This is a genomic window from Novipirellula methanifontis (assembly GCF_052161655.1).
In the GTDB taxonomy this organism is placed as follows: domain Bacteria; phylum Planctomycetota; class Planctomycetia; order Pirellulales; family Pirellulaceae; genus Novipirellula.
Window position 1 is genome coordinate 5,767,212 of record NZ_CP197418.1, and the last position, 18,451, is coordinate 5,785,662.

Annotated in this window: 9 protein-coding genes; 3 read left to right on the top strand and 6 right to left on the bottom strand. The window is 53.6% G+C overall.

Annotated elements, in window-relative coordinates; all coding sequences use genetic code 11:
• Nucleotides 1–26: 26 nt before the first annotated feature.
• The 5 genes from SH528x_RS20845 to SH528x_RS20865 form a co-directional block, all read right to left on the bottom strand.
• The gene (locus tag SH528x_RS20845) at nt 27–2,207 is read right to left on the bottom strand and encodes a hypothetical protein (protein WP_442505383.1); all 2,181 of its coding nucleotides are present in this window, start codon (nt 2,205–2,207) and stop codon (nt 27–29) included.
• A 29-nt stretch (nt 2,208–2,236) separates the two neighbouring features.
• Nucleotides 2,237–5,014 (bottom strand): hypothetical protein, encoded by a 2,778-nt coding sequence (locus SH528x_RS20850; RefSeq protein ID WP_442505384.1) that lies wholly within the window; start codon nt 5,012–5,014, stop codon nt 2,237–2,239.
• Between the two features lie 269 nt (nt 5,015–5,283).
• Nucleotides 5,284–6,027, bottom strand: a complete 744-nt coding sequence (locus tag SH528x_RS20855) for an SGNH/GDSL hydrolase family protein (protein ID WP_442505385.1) — start codon at nt 6,025–6,027, stop codon at nt 5,284–5,286.
• 215 nt (nt 6,028–6,242) lie between these two features.
• Nucleotides 6,243–7,691, bottom strand: coding sequence for a DUF1501 domain-containing protein (locus tag SH528x_RS20860; protein WP_442505386.1), 1,449 nt, complete (start codon nt 7,689–7,691; stop codon nt 6,243–6,245).
• 25 nt (nt 7,692–7,716) lie between these two features.
• Entirely contained in the window at nt 7,717–10,932 is a 3,216-nt protein-coding gene (locus SH528x_RS20865) for a PSD1 and planctomycete cytochrome C domain-containing protein (RefSeq protein ID WP_442505387.1), read from the bottom strand.
• A gap of 437 nt (nt 10,933–11,369) precedes the next feature.
• Here SH528x_RS20865 and SH528x_RS20870 point away from each other — a divergent pair, with 437 nt between their 5' ends.
• The gene (locus SH528x_RS20870) at nt 11,370–12,899 is read left to right on the top strand and encodes a hypothetical protein (RefSeq protein ID WP_442505388.1); all 1,530 of its coding nucleotides are present in this window, start codon (nt 11,370–11,372) and stop codon (nt 12,897–12,899) included.
• Between the two features lie 364 nt (nt 12,900–13,263).
• Here SH528x_RS20870 and SH528x_RS20875 read toward each other — a convergent pair whose 3' ends face one another.
• Entirely contained in the window at nt 13,264–15,441 is a 2,178-nt protein-coding gene (locus tag SH528x_RS20875; RefSeq protein WP_442505389.1) for a family 16 glycoside hydrolase, read from the bottom strand.
• A gap of 423 nt (nt 15,442–15,864) precedes the next feature.
• Between SH528x_RS20875 and SH528x_RS20880 the strand changes: the two genes are divergently transcribed.
• Nucleotides 15,865–16,098, top strand: coding sequence for a hypothetical protein (locus SH528x_RS20880; RefSeq protein WP_442505390.1), 234 nt, complete (start codon nt 15,865–15,867; stop codon nt 16,096–16,098).
• A gap of 27 nt (nt 16,099–16,125) precedes the next feature.
• Nucleotides 16,126–18,444: a DUF4838 domain-containing protein gene (locus tag SH528x_RS20885; protein WP_442505391.1), complete on the top strand. Its 2,319-nt coding sequence runs from the start codon at nt 16,126–16,128 to the stop codon at nt 18,442–18,444.
• Nucleotides 18,445–18,451: the final 7 nt, after the last annotated feature.

The window sequence follows — 18,451 nt, forward strand, 5'->3', positions numbered from 1 at the left end:
TGCTAGGCAGCTTTCAGCCACGTGCTCTATTTGTCGCTATCCACGTACTGAATAAACGCTTCGACGTTGCAAGGATCCTTCGTCTTCAGCGGCACAAAGCCAATCTGCTGTTGGATGTGCTGCAACACCTCTTTTGCAACATCGTGCTGCTGATAGGATGCAGCGATCCAGCCGAGACCAAATAGAAAGTCGGCGTTGGCTTGATTGCTCTCGACCAGCGCGCGGGTGCCGCTAAACAGTCGTTCGGTATCGAAGGGGTACTGGGGAAAAATTCTAACGGTGGTGGGATTTGCTACCGAAGCGATCAACTTGGCGTACGTTGCGTCACCCCGATCTCCGTGTAAATCTGCGATGGCCCCTGCATACAAGGGGCAGTCCTCTTTGGTCTGAATCATATTTGGTTTCACAAAGAACGCGACGTCGTAAAGGGTCGGAAAAAACGAGGCATCCGACTCGAGCGACGTACGAACATGCTGTTCCATCAAATCCAAATTGACAGCTTTTGCTTCCGCCAGCGTTTGAAAGTGGTTGGCAAGCGTATGCGGTGTTGGGCCAGTGTTTAATGGAGCGAGATCTTTTTGCACCGGCACCAGAAACTTACCATCGAATTGGTAGTTTCTAATTAACGCCATATCGATATGCCGTCTGCTGCTCAGTAACAGAGCGGCTTCACTCCCTTGGCGATACCAATTGTCAAGCATCGCTAGCCTCTCTGCTTGGTCTTGGTGGTATAGTTGTAACTCAGCCCAAGCGTGACCGGCGTCATCGATAAAGTGGGCATACAATTCGTTAGGGTTCAGGCCAAAGTGCGAGTTTCCCTGCCGCGACAGGAAGCTCGAGAATGCTTCGATTTGTTCGGTTGTTCCTTCACGAACGAGGTGACGTCCAATTTCTCGGAGCAACTCGGTGCCACGAAAGTGGCGTTCATCGCGGCGGTAAATGCGGACGGAGCCTGAATCGTAGACAGCGACACGGAGCCCCTCGTTACTGAGCTGGATCCGACCGGGAGATTCACATTCTCGAAGCACCGCTGCAGAACTCATGCCTTGCGACCGAGGCAGCACTTCGGAAAGCACATACTGGGGCTGCCCATTCTTTGTTGGTCTCTCGCTGAGCACCACGATTGCTGGCCAGCTGGCTGTTTTATCAATCTGAATGGCGGCATCGATTGAACGCCATAGAAACCCAGAATTGTTAAACCGTCCGGTAGTTTCTAGCCTCATACCTTTGCCACCCAACGCCGCTCGACACGCAGCGGCCGTTAGCGCCTGCGAAAAATAGAGGTCGCTGAACAGGTAATTCTTGTCGTAGTCATTGCACAACAGATAGTCTTGGCGGGATGTCTTCAAAATCGCAAGTTCTTGTTGAAACTGAATCCCACTCAATGGAATCGTGCTCAGGGCTGAACCGTCAAGAACAAGAACTTCAGTGCCTGCAGAGTTGATCGCGACGCTCTGTGATTGGCCGCTCAGTCGCTTTGGAAACGATTGCAGTTGAGAAAGATCGTCGTAGCAAACAAACACATCCCCGCTTTCCGTCAGCACACAAATGACATTCCCCTCTGCTGCGCGAAGCCATTGTCGGATTTCTCCTTTCGGTCTCGCAATTGCGTTGACGACATCACCATCGGGTAAGGACAACCGATACAATTTCTCGTCATCCGCGACAATGACATGCTTTTCATTCCGATCGAAGGTCACTGCAGTGATATTCGCTGATGGCAATGCCCTCGGTTCACCAAGCATTTTGCCGGTGCGGACGTTCCAAATTCTGAGCTGGTCGGAAACCGTGACCAGACCGGAGCCTGTGCGAGATAACGCAAACGCAAACTTCCCCGACAAGTTCTCTTCCTGCACATGCATCGCCATCGTTAGCGACTGCTCTCCTTCGGCGAAGCAATTTCGCAAGTGTCGATGAAGTTCCGTCGGAAAAACGCTCAAGTCTAGCTTTGCATTGACGTCTCCCTTGGGCCACCCGAGTTGTCGCGGATCCAACTGCTGGATAAATGCGAACGGCATCGGTCGCGCAACCCTGAGTACGCCGTCTTTCACTGGCCAAGTGAAATCGACCTCGGATTGCGACAAATCTTGATTCTTGGCCCAATGCGAATCAAATGTCAGCCTCGGCGCAGTGTCACAACCGACCAAAACGCAGATCACGATAGCGAGTAATGGAAAGATCGTTTTCGGTGGCAAAGAAGAGTTCATCAATCTCGTACTCGGGTTTGTTACTTTTCTCATTGGTTCTGCACTGAGTCGGCAAGAAACCTGACGCGTAAGGCCTCTTCGTCCACCAATGGAATCTCATTGATCATTTCCCCTTGCTGTTCGACTCCCACTTTCAAGGTTCTGTCAGCGTTGTAGAGCTGCAAGTAAGCTTGTGTTGGCATGTCGGCAGTTTCCACGCCAAACCGTAGGAACGGAAGGCTTTCCGCGAGCATCAATGCAGCTTGTCCATCCAGCTTCCCTGCAGAAACACGCAGTCGTCGCAAATCCGTGGTCGCCAGCAGATCGAGCATATTGGCGTCGATATCGACTCCAACAAAATCTAACTCAACCAGGTTCGGTGCCTTTTTCAGCAGAGCGGACAATTCTGCTGGCGTTAACGTGACATGCGGGATGCTCAGTACAGCGAGACTATCGCTTTCGATTCCGGCCAAAAGTTCATTTGCCGTCAAACCCAGGCAATTGAAAATCAGCGTTTCCAGTTTTGGTGACTGAAGGATGTGCCGAATACCTTTTGCTGTGACGTTTGTATCACGGAGATTAACACGTAGCAGTTGATCGGTTTTCAGCTTTGTGATGACTTCATCGGTCACCTTCGTTCCGGGAACACTCAAGTGCGCCAACGACTCGAGTTTCACCAGTGACGCTAAACTCGAATCGGTAAGCGTGGTATAAGGAAGCGAAACATGCGTCAGCGTTGTGCATTGATCCATCCAACTCGCATCTTCATCCGTGATCGACGGACCTCCAACGCCAATCTTCTGCAAACCAGGCAAGCCACTCAGTTCGGCCTTTTCAACAGTTCGCATCGCGATCAATTCCGTCAATTTTGGCAGGTTCTTGACTCGCAGGGTGCTCAGCGGGTGCATCAACTTTACCGTACCTTCGAGCTGATCGAGATTGCTGAGATCAACGTCACTGCAAACCCACGTATCTTCAGGGATGGGCTCGTAATAACTCTCGATATGGGGGTCGTTGTTTCGCAATTCACGCAAGTGGCGGTGATCGTGCAGGCTCAAACGAGAGTCAGCCAAACGGCCGGTTCCGAGTCGTTCTAAACGAGGCAGTTTTTGCAACATAAGGTTCATGACGCCGTCATCAAGCTGACCGTAGCCTAGTTTTAATTCTTTTAATTCCCCGAGTTCAGAAATGTATTCGACCGTCGCAGCGGACATCGAAGAGAAGGTGAGATCAAGGCTTTGGATCAACGAATTCTCTTTCAAAGCAGAAAGATCAACGTCGTGTAACGGCAGTTTCTGGAGATCGAGCTTGGAGGGGCCCTCGCTCTTGCCAAGCCCCTTGATCCACCTCTGTACAATGCTGGAGGATTTTATTTCGACATCGTTGATAGCCCCTGAAAAGAAGCAGCGTTTCCGGTCAGGTTGAAAATCCAGCTGAGGTGTTCCCCTATAGAATACGGACTCGAGCGTGGGGCCATAAACTCGAGCTTCGACAAGCTTAGGTGCGTCTTCGATATGCAGCTTTGTGACCCAGGCAGCTTCGGGTGCCTGCCGGAATCGAGTAACGCGAGATTGGAAGGCGTAATGGTCGTGACGCAGGCGAGTGAGTTCCGGCGTATTGACAATTGACAACTCAAAAGCTTGCATCGAATCGAGAGTCAACAGTTGCAGACTCGGTAGATTCTCGAGTTCCAACTTCACAGGAACATCATTCATCATGTGGGAACTCGACCGAATGGTCAGATTCTGTAGTCTGGGCCAACCAGCAAGCACAAGCGAATCGCTGTTGCCCTGTTGAGGTCGTGGCAGTTCGAGTGAAACAAGCTTTGCCGACCATGGGTAAGTTCGCTCGAAGTCCTGCATGCGGACGAGCGTATCGACAAGGCTAAGCTGACGTAAATGCGGTAAATCCCCGAGCAGCTTTAGTCCTTCAGCATCGACATTCGTCCGAATCAGACTGAGGTCTCGGAGCTGGGGCATGGATGCGATCGTGTGCAGTACGCTATCGTCGATCGTCCGACCTCCGATGCGAATAGTCATCAATTGCGACATCGTTCGCATTTGATCGAGCTTGTTCAGCGAGTAGGAGTCACCGCCCAAACGCAAGACCTCTAAATCTGCAGATTCGAATACTTCATCGACGATCGAATCATCGGGGTTATCCAGATGCACCTCGCTGATTCGCGCCGAAGCATTCGTAACACTCGCGGGCAAGAACTTAGTAAAAACCTCCGCCACTCTGCCTTCGACGACGACAAATCCTTGCGTCCCCAATTTCGAAGCCAACTGGACGTGTCTTTTGCTCTGACTGACAGACGTCTGCCAAAGGCCCAAGGGAATCGCTGTCAGAAATGTCAAGAACAACAAATCTCGAATGGAGAGCTGTGCCGTTTCGCTCGGCAGCCTCGCCCAATACCCGGCCGCTACGACCAAAAGGGTAAGCACACCACAAGCAAAAATGTTGGTAAAAAGTGACCAGCCGCTAAAACTGGTTGACACGCTGTCGTCTGAATGCACCCACCGTCGAAAGTAAGTAAGCGGATATCCCGCGGACTGATCGACGCCAGCAGGCGCACTTTCGACTTCAAATATGGCCTTCTTCCCAAACGTTTGTCTTGCGACCGCTTGCGTCTTAAGTGGAATGTTTGCGAAAACGCTGATCGCAATGCAAACGCCAGCAATGCATGTCAACAGCGCCGTGTCTCCGCGAGATAGACGCTTTGGTCGTTTTGCCAAAGCAGCCGAGTCGTTTGTCTCTGATTGCGGTAAGTCGCTCGATCCTTGATTCGCGTTGGCCGAATCATCACGTTCGGGCATATCGTCTGTCATAAACGTGGGAACCAGTAGCGAAGAGAACAGTGCGAGCCAACTTGAGGCGATTGGCTAACCTCGAATCGATCTGTAGGAGTAAATCGACAATGGCCAATTCGCTCCAGAACCATCAATTAACACAATGGCCGTGGTCGATATATTCCAGCTGAACAATTGCCCTCTAGTGTAGAGCTAGCGCAATGCGATCGCAATCACTCCTCGACAAATCGACATCGCATTGAGGCGACGGATCTTCAGTGAAGTGGAGGCGGCCGGTAGGAACCGGCCTACTTTGCATTGTTGGCAATCGCTTTCACGATCACATCCGCTATCGCCTGCATCCCCCTGTCACCCGGATGAGCAGCGACACCTTGATGCGTAAAATCACGCTCCGAACGAGCGTAATTTGCTTCGTCGTTGCCGAGTGTGTCTGCAGAGGCAAAGCGACCACCTACCTGCTTGCAAGTCTCTTCCAGGATTTGGTCTTTGATACGGTTTCCCCAGAAACAACCTCGAACCACAATGTCCGGATTGCTGCTCTGCTTAAAACTCGTTAGCAGCTTTGCCATGCTCAATCGAAAAGCTGCCTGCAGCTGCTCTGTGCTCAATTCAGGTACGTTCTCTCCAATCGCGACGATGACAAGGTCCGGCTTAAACGCAAGTTCTTGTCGGAGCGCGGAGTCAACGTCATAGCTTTCAAACTGACGTTCGAAAGCCGCGATATTTACAACCATCGACTCCGGAGTTTTTCCTGTTTGCTGTGCGATTGCCTTTAGCACCAAATGCACATAGTCCTTCTCTTTTGCACTGGCAGCCATTCCCCAGTTCCCCTCCCAACCAATATCAGGCTTCGGTCCGTGTAGGGTGATGCTATTGCCAAGAAAGAGGACTTTGTTTGCCTTTGTGCCGTTGAAGACGATGTCCGGCTCTTCAGCAAACGAAGAAGTCGACAATGCAACGTGCAACGTCACGAGGAGCATCGCTATCACATAAACGCTTTGGTGGACTCGTAGCAGAGAGGCTCTCATCATGACTTGGTCTTTGATCGAATATGAATGTTAATAATGCAGCGAAGTAGGGCCGGTTCCTACCGGCCACGTGCGTAAGATGACCGGTTCCGTGGGCTTCGCATGGGCACGGCCGGTAGGAACCAGCCCTACTTCACTCGCTTACGCTTCGGATTGTAAAAAACTCGCAACTTGAAAACGCGTCAGCGAGGGCCCTCCGGACACTTTTTGCGACCTGCTTAGCTGATGATGTCGTGGATCACGTTTCCGAAATCCTGTTCAAGCCGCTTGTGACCGGGGACCTCCATGCGGTGCGAATTGAGACCGAGTTGATGAAGAATCGTGGCATGCACGTCGGTGACATAGTGGGGTTGCTCGACGGCGTGGAACCCAATCTCATCGGTCGCGCCGTGGACAACGCCCCCTTTAAGTCCTCCTCCAGCCATCCAGACGCTGAATCCGTAGGGATGGTGGTCGCGACCATCGCTGCCTTGAGATCCTGGCGTCCGTCCGAATTCAGTTGCAAACACCACCAACGTTTCGTCCAGCATTCCTCGTTGCTTTAGATCGGTCAGCAAACCCGCGATCGGGCGGTCTACTTGACCGGCCAATTTGCTGTGCATGTTTTTCAAATTGGAATGCTGATCCCAAGCGCCTGCCGCACCATCGCCGTGCATGATCTGGATAAATCGGACGCCTTGTTCCGTGAACCGGCGAGCGGCCAGTAGTTGCTGGCCGAAATCGCGGGTTTCTGGTTGGTCCAAACCGTACAGCTTATGTGTTTCTGCGGTTTCGCCGTCGAATCGGATCACATCCGGAACTGCCGTCTGCATTCGGAACGCCAACTCATAAGACTTCGTTCGTGCTTCCAGCGCAGCATCGTGCGGGAACCGAGTTTCGTTTAGCCGGTTAAGTTGGCTGACCAGATCAAACCCCAATCGCTGCTCACGGTCAGAAACCTCTTTTTCAGCTCTCGCATAATCCAGCGGATTTTTGGGATCGACCTTCAAACCGACGGAGTCGTAGGCCGGCCCAAGATAATGGCCGTCGCGGCGATCAAAAAAACGTGGCCCCATGCTGATGAACTGGGGCAAGTTATCGTTCAAGGTCCCCAGGCCGTAATTGATCCAGGCCCCGATGGTGGGCACGCGCGGATCGAGCATGTGCCGTCCCGAGTGAAATTGCACCTGAGCCCCGTGATTGTCGTCAGTCGTCCACATTGATCGAATGACCGAAATGTCATCGATCCGCGAACCGATATGTGGAAACCAGTCGCTGACCTCAATCCCACTTTGGCCGTACTTTTTGTAGCCAATTTGCAGCGGATACAGTTTGTTGCGTTGTTGCCCATTGGCGTCGTTCACAACGACCACGCGAACACGTTTGAGTTTCTCGGAATGCTGAACCTCTGCGAACGGAGTATCAGGGATCGACATACCTGCGAACTGATTCAGTGCCGGTTTGGGATCGAAACTCTCCATGTGCGAGACGCCTCCGCGCATGAACAACCAGATCACGTTCTTCGCTTTGGCTGGGAAATGAGGTTGTCCATCGGAGGTAGCAAAACCGGCAGCCCCAAGTCGGTCTTGTTGCAGCATCGAAGCGAGCGCTATTCCACCGAGCCCCAAGGCGGATTGTGTGAAGAATTGACGCCGTGGCGAAGCCGTGCCACACGTTGATTGCGACATGTTAATACGCGAGGGATTCATCGAGTCACCGGATGGATATGAAGTCGTTGTGATTAATCAGCGCATGTACCAGTCTGGCTCGCATGCGAGAGCTTAGCTCGGTGGCGGTGGCGCCGGAGTGTAGCTCCGCTATCTGGTGGCCGAATTCCGCACAATGGTCGACCTCCTCACTATTGGGCGAGCGCGCTAAAAGAGCAAAGAAAGCTCGCTCGACAAATTGTTTAAAACTCGCTTCGGGATCTTCGTCACTGATCCGCTCGGCGATCTGTTGCGATGCGGTCAAAGCAAGTTCGCTGTTGGACAGCGCGAGTGCTTGTTGCGGCACGATACTCTCACTGCGACGGTAACACTGCAACAAATCGGCATCGTCAAACATCGTCAAGAACTTGTCTTGAGTGGCTGCCGAGTGAGTGAAATACAAACTCCGCCGCCGACTCTCGGGACCTGGCTTGATGCTCGGACCGCCCAATTTCAGATCCAGCGTGCCAGCTAAATGCAGCAAGCTGTCCCGAACCGCTTGCGATTCCATGCGGCGAGTGTTCATCCGCCAGTAATAAACATTTGTCGGATCCGCAGCCAGCGTATGGGGGTCGGCCTCGAGCGTCGAACTACGTAACTGGTAGGCCTGCGATGTGACCATCAAGCGATGCAAGTGCCGGAAACTCCAACCTGATTCAATAAATTCCGATGCCAGGTAATCGAGCAGTTCGGCATGCACGGGGCGTTTCGCTTGCAGTCCAAAATCGAATACCGTTTCCACCAGGGGCTCGCCAAAATGCCGCATCCAGACGTGGTTCACCGCAACCCGAGCGGTCAATGGATTATTGCGATCGACGATCCAGCGTGCCAGAGCGAGCCGGCGGCCCGTGCTTTGTTTGGGGTAGATTGCGGCATAGGTATCGAAGTTATGCGCGGGGGTTTCAAGAGCCTTGCGTGATCCACGAAGCGGCGTGTAGGTACCGCTACCAGCCGCGACTTTCTTTAACAGTGCGGCCGCCTTGGCCTGTTTCGCTTGTGACGCTTTGATCTTTTTCTCGTCTCCTTCGTGCAGCAGTTTCTCGTACAACGACTCAGCTTGCATCCACTCTGCTTCTCGCTGGGCAGCCAGTTGGACGGCCGCGGAACTAGCTGCCGAGTCCGCGTTTGCATCGAACTGCAAATTGTCCGCCGCGACGATCGCGGAAATTCGCTCCGCGTCAGCCTTCGCGACATCCAGTTTTGCCACGGCTAACGCGACCGCTTTCTCCGTCGACTCGGCGGTCAACGCGGGTTGGTTGCCAGCGGATTTCAGTTCCAACTCCTCAGGCAGTGACCGTAACGTGAGATGGTCAAACGCGACGGTCGCATCGAATCCAGACACCGTCAATTGGCCTTCAGGGCGGCGATCGGGCAGCGTGTAGGCAATCAAGAATACGTCATCGAGCCAGACATTGACGAGGCGATCACGGACCGCGAAACGCAGTTGGTACGCTTTGCCGACTTCGAGTTTGAGCGACTTGCCGCCTTGACCTGGATAGACATTCTTGCCATTGCGTGTATAAGCTACTTGCACCTTCTGGCCCGGCTCGTGTGCGCTGCTGTAGACAAAATTGTTGTAACTAGCATCGTCACTTTGATCAAAGCGAAACGTGACCGATTTGAACGTGCTGCCGCCGGTAACTTGATAACGACACGTCAAATCGAAGTCTTGCGGCGGGGTGTTTCGCAGTTTTAGTTCATGCCCTTCGCGAGAGATCGTAGTTTGGTGTAGCATCCCATCGCGGAGCTCCCAACCGTCGCCCACAAGTTCCCAACGTTCGTCGTTGAGTTGGTCAAAGGGTTCATCAATAGGGGCAAAATCACGCTGTGAGTTCGGATGCGTAGCTGCAGCATTAGAAATCGCGGCATCGTGACGCTGGCGAGCGGCGGTCAACTCACTTTGCGCCGAGGCGATCGCCTTTTGAGCATCCGCAAGTTGAGCTTGCTGAACGTAGTCCCGCGTACCCGGTGCATAAGCGAAACGGGGCAGGTCTACCGGTGTGATCGGCGGAGCGAAACTCGCCAAGATCGCGGGCACCGAAGGAGTGATTTCCGTCTCTTTGTCAGGCTTGCTCTCATCGCCGCGGAGGTGCAAGAAGGTCTCCGCGTCGAGATGGTCGTCAAACACGCGGGGTAATCCGTCAACATCAAAGTTTGTGACGCCCGCAACGGGATCAAGACGGACTTGATGTGGTTCGAAGATCGCCCGGAAACGATAGTAGTCGACGTGAGTGATCGGATCATATTTGTGGTCATGACACTTGGCACAGTTCAGCGTCAATCCGATGAACGCCTTTGCGGTGTGTTCGACCGTCGAGTCAAGCCAAGTGGTGCGATTGAACAGATAGTAGTTGCGGGCGAGAAAACCGGTCGCACGCACGACATCGGGATCATCTGGTGCAAGCTCGTCTCCGGCTAGCATTTCAAGCACCATTTGGTCGTAGCCCTTGTCTTGATTAAGCGAGTCGACGATCCAGTCTCGCCAATGCCAGAGATGCTTCTGGCTGTACCGCAATTGGGCTCCTAGACCATACCAATCGCTGTAACGCCAAACATCCATCCAGTGCCGAGCCCAGCGCTCGCCGTGCTGAGGGCTTTCAAGCAATTCGTCGACAATGGTTTCCCATGGCCGTTCGTCACGCAGTTGCTCGGCGGTGGGCGGTAAGCCAACCAAATCCAAGTACAATCGCCGCAGCGCGATCGATCGATCAGCCAATGGGGTTGTTTGTAAACCATGTTCGCGGCGTTTGACGTCCAACCATTGGTCGATCGGATTGATGCTGGATTCGGACGCATTGTCTGATTGCAAACCGGGCAACCCAGGCCGCACAATCTTCTGGAAAGCCCAGTGTGATTCAGGGCCCACTGGAATTTTTTCTTCCGGTGTGATCGCTCCCTCGTTGATCCAGTCTCGTAGCAACGCAATCTCTTCCGGTTTCAGTGCCGCCCCATCTTCGGTTGGCGGCATGCGATCATCCGGTTCGGCGACGATACGCTCAATCAGTAGGCTGGTGTCCGCATCGCCCGGATCGATCACTCCAGACTCGAGCATCAATGGCAATGTCTCCAGACGCAGATCGCCCTCTTGTTTGAGCACCCCGTGGCACGAGTAGCATTTGCCCTCCAGAATTGGCTTGATTTGCGTCAGATAGTCAACGCCCGACGCCAGAGAGGCGATACACATCGGCAACAACAGTCCGACGAGGCAGATCACAATACGCATACCGGTCTCCTCCGCAATCTATACGGCGTGCGACCTCAGAGGCCGAAATGACTGTTGACGTTACCCGGCGACAACAGCGTTAGGTGGGGATGGGGCAGCAAGCGGGCAAACGGTGGGCTGGGGCGAAATGTCCCCAGGAACGAAAGTCTAACAGAAGCCGAGGCCGAAAGTGCAACGATTCGCACCCCATAACGTTGAAACAACGACAAATAGTGAAGTAGGGCCGGTTCTCACCGGCCAAGTGCGTTGGATAGCCGCTCCCGTAGGCTATAGACCAAGGCCGATCGGCGGATGGCTGATTCCTGTGGCCATGCATTGGGCACTTCTCTAAACCCCAAAGACGGATCCTTTTCCGTTAAGATAGTTGCACCATTGATCTTCAAATGTGCATCGTCCCCACCACGGTTTAAAACATGAAGAACGCGATTCGACTCAGAATGTCCTCTCTCCTAGTGATTCCGTGTGTAGCCCCTTTCGTTGTTCTCGCCGCAATCGTTTGGAACGTCGGCTTGACGTCATCGACCGGGCATGCGGCATCGCTGAGTGCCGGTGTTGCCAAAGTTGATATTACGGATCGTCAAGCCGGCCCCGTCAATGATCCGCTGTACGTCAAAGCGCTCGTGCTCAAGTCTGACACGACCACCGCGGTGTTGGTCACGGTGGATGCGGTCGCGATTGGCGAGATTGGGCACATCAAGAATGACTACCTATCCAAGGTTCGCGTGCAGCTAGAGAAAGAGCTCGGGATTGCTCCCTCTCAGGTGCTGATCAACGCCAGCCATTGTCATGGAATTGTTTGTGCTGACGTGGATGCGCGAACCGTTGAAGCTGTGAAAAAAGCGGCGGAACGGTTGGTACCGGTGAAGATCGGCGTGGGTGTGGGGCACGAGGATCGGATCATGGAGAACCGGCGACTGAAGCTGAAAAGCGGGAAAGAAGCCGACGTCCGCCACGCTTACGCGCTGCCGCCCGACGAGGAGGTTGCCGAAGTTGGCCCTGTCGATCCTCAGATCGGTCTGTTGCGTCTGGATCGGTTTGACGGAAGCACGTTGGCGGTCGTCTACAACTTTGCCTGTCATCCAATTCAAGGGGTGCCTAGCGGCGGTAATACCGCGGACATCATTGGCTTTGCGTCGAAAGTGATCGAAGAAAACCTGAGCGCTGACACTCTTGCCCTGTTTCTGCAAGGTTGCGGCGGCGACATCAACCCGGTCATGTACAAGGACGTCGAGAACGTACGAAGCGCCGAACCGCTTGGAAACATGCTGGGACTGAGTACGTTGCAAGGGCTTCGCAGGATTGAGTGCCGCGAGGATGCTCGTTTTAAATGGGTCAGCGAAACGCTTGCACTGCCTCGAGGCGATCGAAGCGAGCGTATCTTTCAACTCGAAGCTGAGCAGCAACGCTTGATGAAGTCGCTCTCAGGGACCAGTTTGAATCTCAAGACGTTCTTGCCGTTGGTGGTGAAATACAATCTTTCAGGCGAATTTCCTTCGTATTACTCGCACCGATATTTGCTGGATGAGAAATTGGGTCGCAATGATCTTAGCCGACTCGATGCCGAGAATCGTCCCAACATGAATGCCTACATCAACAACATCAACACGATGGAGGAATTGACGCGGGTGAACACCAACCTTGCCCTGTTGCGAAAGCATCAGAAAAGTTTAGTGGATTCGGGGAAACGCACGATTGATGTTGAGCTTGTTGCAGTGCGAATTGGCGATTTTATATTGACGACCTTTCCCGGAGAGTTGACGGTGCGGATCGGATTGAACATCAAAGAACGGTCTCCTCATCCGCATACCTTCGTCGCGGGCTACACCAACGGCTACATCTACTACGCGCCAACCGCGGATCAACTGGCAAATGTCGGTGGCGCCCAGGAAGACAGCGATTGCATTTTGGATCCTCAGTGGGAGCAGATGTATGAAGTCAAGGTTGCCGAGATGCTAGGTAAGCTTTAGGCCTTCAACAAGCAAGGCTTTTGGAGGAAACAGACTCTGAGCCAATTATTTACACCGTGTTGACGCGTGCGTAACGGAGTGCGCCAAGTCCGTTTCGTGCCGACCAGTTGTTCGAAGTAAAGTAGTAAAGTAGTAAAGTAGTAAAGTAGTAAAGTAGTAAAGTAGGGCCGGTTCCTACCGGCCACGTGCGTTAGACGACCGGTAACGTACGCTTTAAATCGTGGGCGACCAGTGGATGACGGATTCCGTCGTTTGCACATAGGGAAGGCCGGTAGGAACCGGCCCTACTTTACTTGTCTCCGTCCGGACAAACCGGACGGAAGCGAAAAAAAAAGCCGACATACTTTGCTGATCGCCGAATCGATCATTCTTTGACGGGAAAATGGAACTCGCTTACTTGCTTGCCACTGACCTCATGATGACGCAGCGTTAGTTCTGGCTTGCCATCCTTTCCCTTGGCTTGGACTTGCCCTGACAAAAAGCCACCAGCGACTCGAAGAAATTGATGCGTTGGCCGTTTATCACCTGGCTTCCAGCCCAGTTCATGATCGGCACTTCCCGGTCCGCAACCGAATTCCCACAGGCCAGATTTTTCGTCCAGCGACGCGTATTGCCAATGTCGATCACCACAGAAAATGATCAAACCTTCGATCTCCGCGAAGGCCCTCCGCAGCTCGTCTCCCTCGTGAACGAAATTGTCATTGGCGTGATTGTCACTCTTGTTATCACGGTCTGGGCCCACGATCGGCGTCGGACTGAATAGCAATTTAAACGTCGCGTCGGAATCCTTCAGCGTCTTTAGCAGCCATTCCTTTTGCGTCTTCCCCAGGATCGTCTTTTCAGGCCCGTCGGGCATGTTATTGGGACTTCGGAAATCGCGACCTTCCAAAATCCACATCTGGGTATGCTTGCCCCATGAAACCGTTTGGTAACGAGGCTGATGCGACGGGAATTGCTCTTCGTTAAACAGCTGCACGCCTTCTTCAAACGAGACCGATCCGTAACGTTCCCCTGGCCAACAATCGTTTTTCAACGTGTCGTGGTCATCTTTGATGAAGTAGGTCGTATGGTTTGCATAGAAATGACGATTGTTGGGCAAGGCAAAAATACGCTGCCACTTGAACCGCATCAATTCCTTTGTCATCGCCCATGGATCGGGTTTGTCGTAGTATTCGATGTCGCCGGCGTGCACGACAAAATCAGGACCGATTTTCTCGAAGGCCGGATAGATTTTGTGTCCCAGATCGCCATCATCGCGGCGAATGAAATCGTGACAGGTTGTCATACAGAACCGTACGTCTTTACTGCTGCTCGCTTCGGGCGGCGTTTCAAATCCGCCTCGCAAAACCGCTGAGAGAGCCTCCTCCGAAGTTCCCTCCTTGCCCAGCGGCCGCGTTTCCACGATTGCGGCGTACTCGGTCCCTGGCTTTAGGTCTTTCAAAGCCCACTGAGCCGTAAAATCCTCTTCGGCGACCGTCGTCTTCCAGTCGGTCGTCTTCGAATCGTAGCGTTTCAATTTCGGGAAATAGGTCAATCGCACTTCGCCTGCGATTCCGGGACACGCTCCCAACATTTGCTCTAGCTCCGCTCCGGCGGGCAACTGTGCGGCAAGAAGTTCTTTGGCGTTGGTCCCCATCGCAAGTTTCCTTGCATTGTTGTTGGACAATTTCACAAATGGCAGCCCATCCATCTTCGCTTCTGGGTTCTTTGTCGTCCGAGTCCATAACACGATGGAGTTTTGCTCTGCCCAACTGTTTCGCATCCCGTTCGCGAGAAACGGTCCGGTGGAGGGTGAGGAAACAGGTGCTTCGGTGGGTGCCGGCAACGTGGTTAATTGAAAGTTTTTGTAAGCAGCTTGCCCACCGTGATCGGTCAACATCACCCGATCTCCCTCACGGGGTTGGGCAAAACCGGACTCTTCAAAAAACTTGCTACGTGCATAGATCGCGTCCCATGCCGTCCCCACGGTCGAAGTCTCAGCAACCAGTTTTCCGTTCAGAAAATGTTGCAAGTGGGTTCCACGGGCGACCACTCGAGCATGATTCCATTGGCCAGCAGGTTTCAAAGGCTTGTCGAGTGCCGGAGCTTGCAAATCGTAGATCGAAGCGGTCGAGCCAGCGCTAGGATTTTTCAGCGGGATCGCCTCGTCGATTATCTGGTACTCAACCCCCAGGTAGCGATTACCAAACTTGCGGACTCGGTACTTCAGTCCCGAATTGGTTTTTGCAGAGATCTTCCAGTCCCAAGCGAGTTCAAAATTTGGGGGCAGGGGAGGGCTGAGGATATTTCCGTCTCCGGTGCGAGGTTTCACCAAGCGAACCTCGCCATCAGCGAACTCCCAGGCCTCTCCAACCGGTTTCCCTTTGCCGGTCCGCCAAAACGAAGGCTGACTCCAATCATCCTCGGGCGACACCACCGCAATTTCATTGGACGCTGAGTCGCCCGCCTCATTCACTTCATCCGCAAGACGGTCATTTGCACAAACGCCTGCACAGGCAAACACCAGCAGCCATAAACAGTGGACCAAGCCAATCAATCGCATCGAAGAAGACCTAGCAAAAGAGAAAAACGAGGAAAGCTCGGCCCATGATACTCCATTCCACCCCCGCCAAGTATAGGAACGCCTGGGGACGTAGCATCATATTCAGCCCCAACGCGACCGAAGTGTTCGCACTTCAGCAAACAAAGTGCTGTATTCTTATACTTCATCGGGTGTAGGGCCGGTTCCCACCGGCCACGAGCATTGGATGACCGGCGCCGTCGGTTACAGATCGAGGGCGACCGACGGATTTCCAGTTCCATAAGCCAAGGATGGAGTCGGCCGGTGGGAACCGGCCCTACTTCACTAAAGTGAAGTGAGGCGACAGGGTTCCCACGACGGCTCCTGGATAGTCTATAGTGAAGATCTGCGTGACATTCATGTTGCGTTCCTTCCGCAAAATCCCACCCACCCGAGACTGTCGTGATGTTCCATGATCACACGCTCTGGACGCTATCCGCCATCAGCTTTTCTGCGGCTCTCTCTGCGCCGGTTTATGCCTTGACTCCGCTGCATCAACCGATCGATACGTTGGTCGTTGCCCAACCACACGCCGCAAGTGGCTGGGACCTGATCGGTGACGACCGTCTGTCGGTGACCCACAGCAATGGAAACGTCGGCATGTACCAATTGTCCAAGGTCGACCAACGAGGCGGCTGACACACTCATTTCAGGACGTAAATAAACATGCATCACAAACCGGTTGTCTTCCTCGCCTGCTTCTTGGGGGCTGCTTTTATTTCCACTCCGGTTACGGCAGCCCAGTTGGTAAAAGCTGGCAAACCGACGGGTGAGTTTGTTTTGCCCGTTGCACCGGCGGGGGCTGAGTCGTTTGCTACAAACGATGTTCGCGATTGGATTCAAAAAATCACCGGTGCCGATGTGCCCATCGTTGCTGTGCCCAGCACGAATGCGAATACAAAAGTATTTGTGGGCACATCCTTCGCCGCTGACTTCCCCCAAGATCTAGAACGGTTGCAAGGCAACGACGGCTTCGCTGTACGCCACAAGGGTAACGACGTCTATGTGTTTGGCAGCCGCCCGCGAGGAACGTTGTATGGATTGTATGCTTTGCTGGAAAAGAACAGCGATCTGATCTTTGCTCGGCCTCACGACGACTTTGGCGCCGTGCACGGACAATCGCCCGACTTTGAATTAACCGAAACCGACTTCATCGACATTCCGGTGTTTCTCAATCGCCGCTTTGGTCCCAACTGGCCGAAGCATCGGCCGACGGGTGAGTGGTTGCTGCGAAACCGCGACAACACACGCGATGTGCGTGCGAACTACGACGGTTTTATCGATCTCGACATGATCGAACCCTACGGCACCAATTTTGCCGTGCCAATCGCGAGCCATCAAGAACAACATCCAGAGTATTTCGGTTACGACCCGATCAAAAAATCTCGTCGCTTCGTCAAGCACGGCGAGGGAACGATGTGTTTGAGCGTGCCAGGATTGCCAGCCCTCTGGGCGAAAGGACTTGCCGAAGACGTGGCCAAACACGAAGCCCGTTTTGGTCGCCGGGTCGAGCATGTGCGGTTGGGGCCTGGAGACAACTGGTTCTGCTGCCAATGTGATCAATGTGTCGCTCCGTTGACCCTGCCCGACGGAACGCAACTGCCGTGCAAGGATCCCGATTCGATCAAGGACCCCCTGTTTCGCTCCACGCAAATCATGATGTTTATCAACGAAGCGATGGAGACCTGGCAGACACTGCGGCCTGAAGTTCCAATTCATGTGTTGGCCTATATCCATTTCGCCGAACCGCCCCTCGTCGATCCATACCCAGATCTGGGCATCTGGTTTGCGCCCTATCCAACCAGCAACCAGCATTTCCCGCTGCTCGACCCTCGGCAACCGAAACCCTGGGGCAGACGGTTCGAAAAATGGCTGACGATGACGGATCGCTTGGGCTTCTACGAATACTTCGAAGCCAAACCCTCGCCGCAAGCATTCTACGCCGCGGCTAACTTGAGAGCGGTGATGGAACGACCGGACCACCCAAACTCGCTGATCTACGCTGAAACCAGCAACGACTTTGGCACCGACGGGATCGGCAACGGCCAGTTCGGCTGGGATGTGGGCCAGATGAACTTGTGGGTTCACACGCGTCTGTTTTGGGATCCGACGCAAGACGTTGATGCGCTGTATCGCTATTACATCACCCGCACTTATCGCGAAGCCGCCCCGCAGATGCTGGCCTACTTTGACTTGATTAAGACCAGTTGGTTGGCGCCCGACAACGTAACCATCAGCTCGTGCCATGCCAGCATCGCCGGCGTGTACAAGGGTTTAATTGTCGACCGTGGTTTGGAGAAAGAATGCATGCGTCTTCTGACCGAAGCCGAAGCGGCTGCACAGCATCCGCATTCCAAAACCATGATTCGCCGGATGCGGGAACAATACGAAGGATTTGGCAAAGACATGGCCCGATTGATGGTCGCCCATATCCAAGAGATTCGTGGCGAGGCCGACGACTTTGATTCCTTGCAGTGGGAAAAACCGGCAGTCAACGACGACTTCAAACTTGTCACGCTCGACGGCCAAGAGCCGCAAGCGTATTCCAGCACCAAGCTTCAAGCCGCCCACGACGGTGAATCGCTGCACCTGCGGTTTCGTTTAGAAGGTCCGCCGGCCGCTACGGCGATCCACTCCGTTTCCAACACCGAACAGTGGCCTGTGGGCGATCACTTGGAATTTTGGTTGTTTAGCGGCGGGGCTCGTTACGTGTTCGCTTTCAACGCCGATGGGGTCCAATACGACGCCAAAAATCTAGACCGCAGCTGGGATTCCAACTGGGACCTAAACGTTCGCTCCACGCCCGAGGGATGGGAGGCGGTCGCCAGCATCCCGCTGTCCACATTCGAGTTTGCGGCAGGACAACCCACCCACGTTCGTTGGTTCTGTACGCGTGAAATCCATCACAGCGAACAGGAGTCGAAGGAAGTTTCCTACCAAGGGAAACCGCTTTATTACCGTAATTTCCCCATCGTTATCGAATAAGACCGGC

Bases quoted from the DNA above. Each gene is read 5' to 3' on its own strand.
- SH528x_RS20845 (WP_442505383.1), bottom strand. From the start codon at position 2,207: ATGAACTCTTCTTTGCCACCGAAAACGATCTTTCCATTACTCGCTATC.
- SH528x_RS20850 (WP_442505384.1), bottom strand. From the start codon at position 5,014: ATGACAGACGATATGCCCGAACGTGATGATTCGGCCAACGCGAATCAA.
- SH528x_RS20855 (WP_442505385.1), bottom strand. From the start codon at position 6,027: ATGATGAGAGCCTCTCTGCTACGAGTCCACCAAAGCGTTTATGTGATA.
- SH528x_RS20860 (WP_442505386.1), bottom strand. From the start codon at position 7,691: ATGTCGCAATCAACGTGTGGCACGGCTTCGCCACGGCGTCAATTCTTC.
- SH528x_RS20865 (WP_442505387.1), bottom strand. From the start codon at position 10,932: ATGCGTATTGTGATCTGCCTCGTCGGACTGTTGTTGCCGATGTGTATC.
- SH528x_RS20870 (WP_442505388.1), top strand. From the start codon at position 11,370: ATGTCCTCTCTCCTAGTGATTCCGTGTGTAGCCCCTTTCGTTGTTCTC.
- SH528x_RS20875 (WP_442505389.1), bottom strand. From the start codon at position 15,441: ATGCGATTGATTGGCTTGGTCCACTGTTTATGGCTGCTGGTGTTTGCC.
- SH528x_RS20880 (WP_442505390.1), top strand. From the start codon at position 15,865: ATGTTCCATGATCACACGCTCTGGACGCTATCCGCCATCAGCTTTTCT.
- SH528x_RS20885 (WP_442505391.1), top strand. From the start codon at position 16,126: ATGCATCACAAACCGGTTGTCTTCCTCGCCTGCTTCTTGGGGGCTGCT.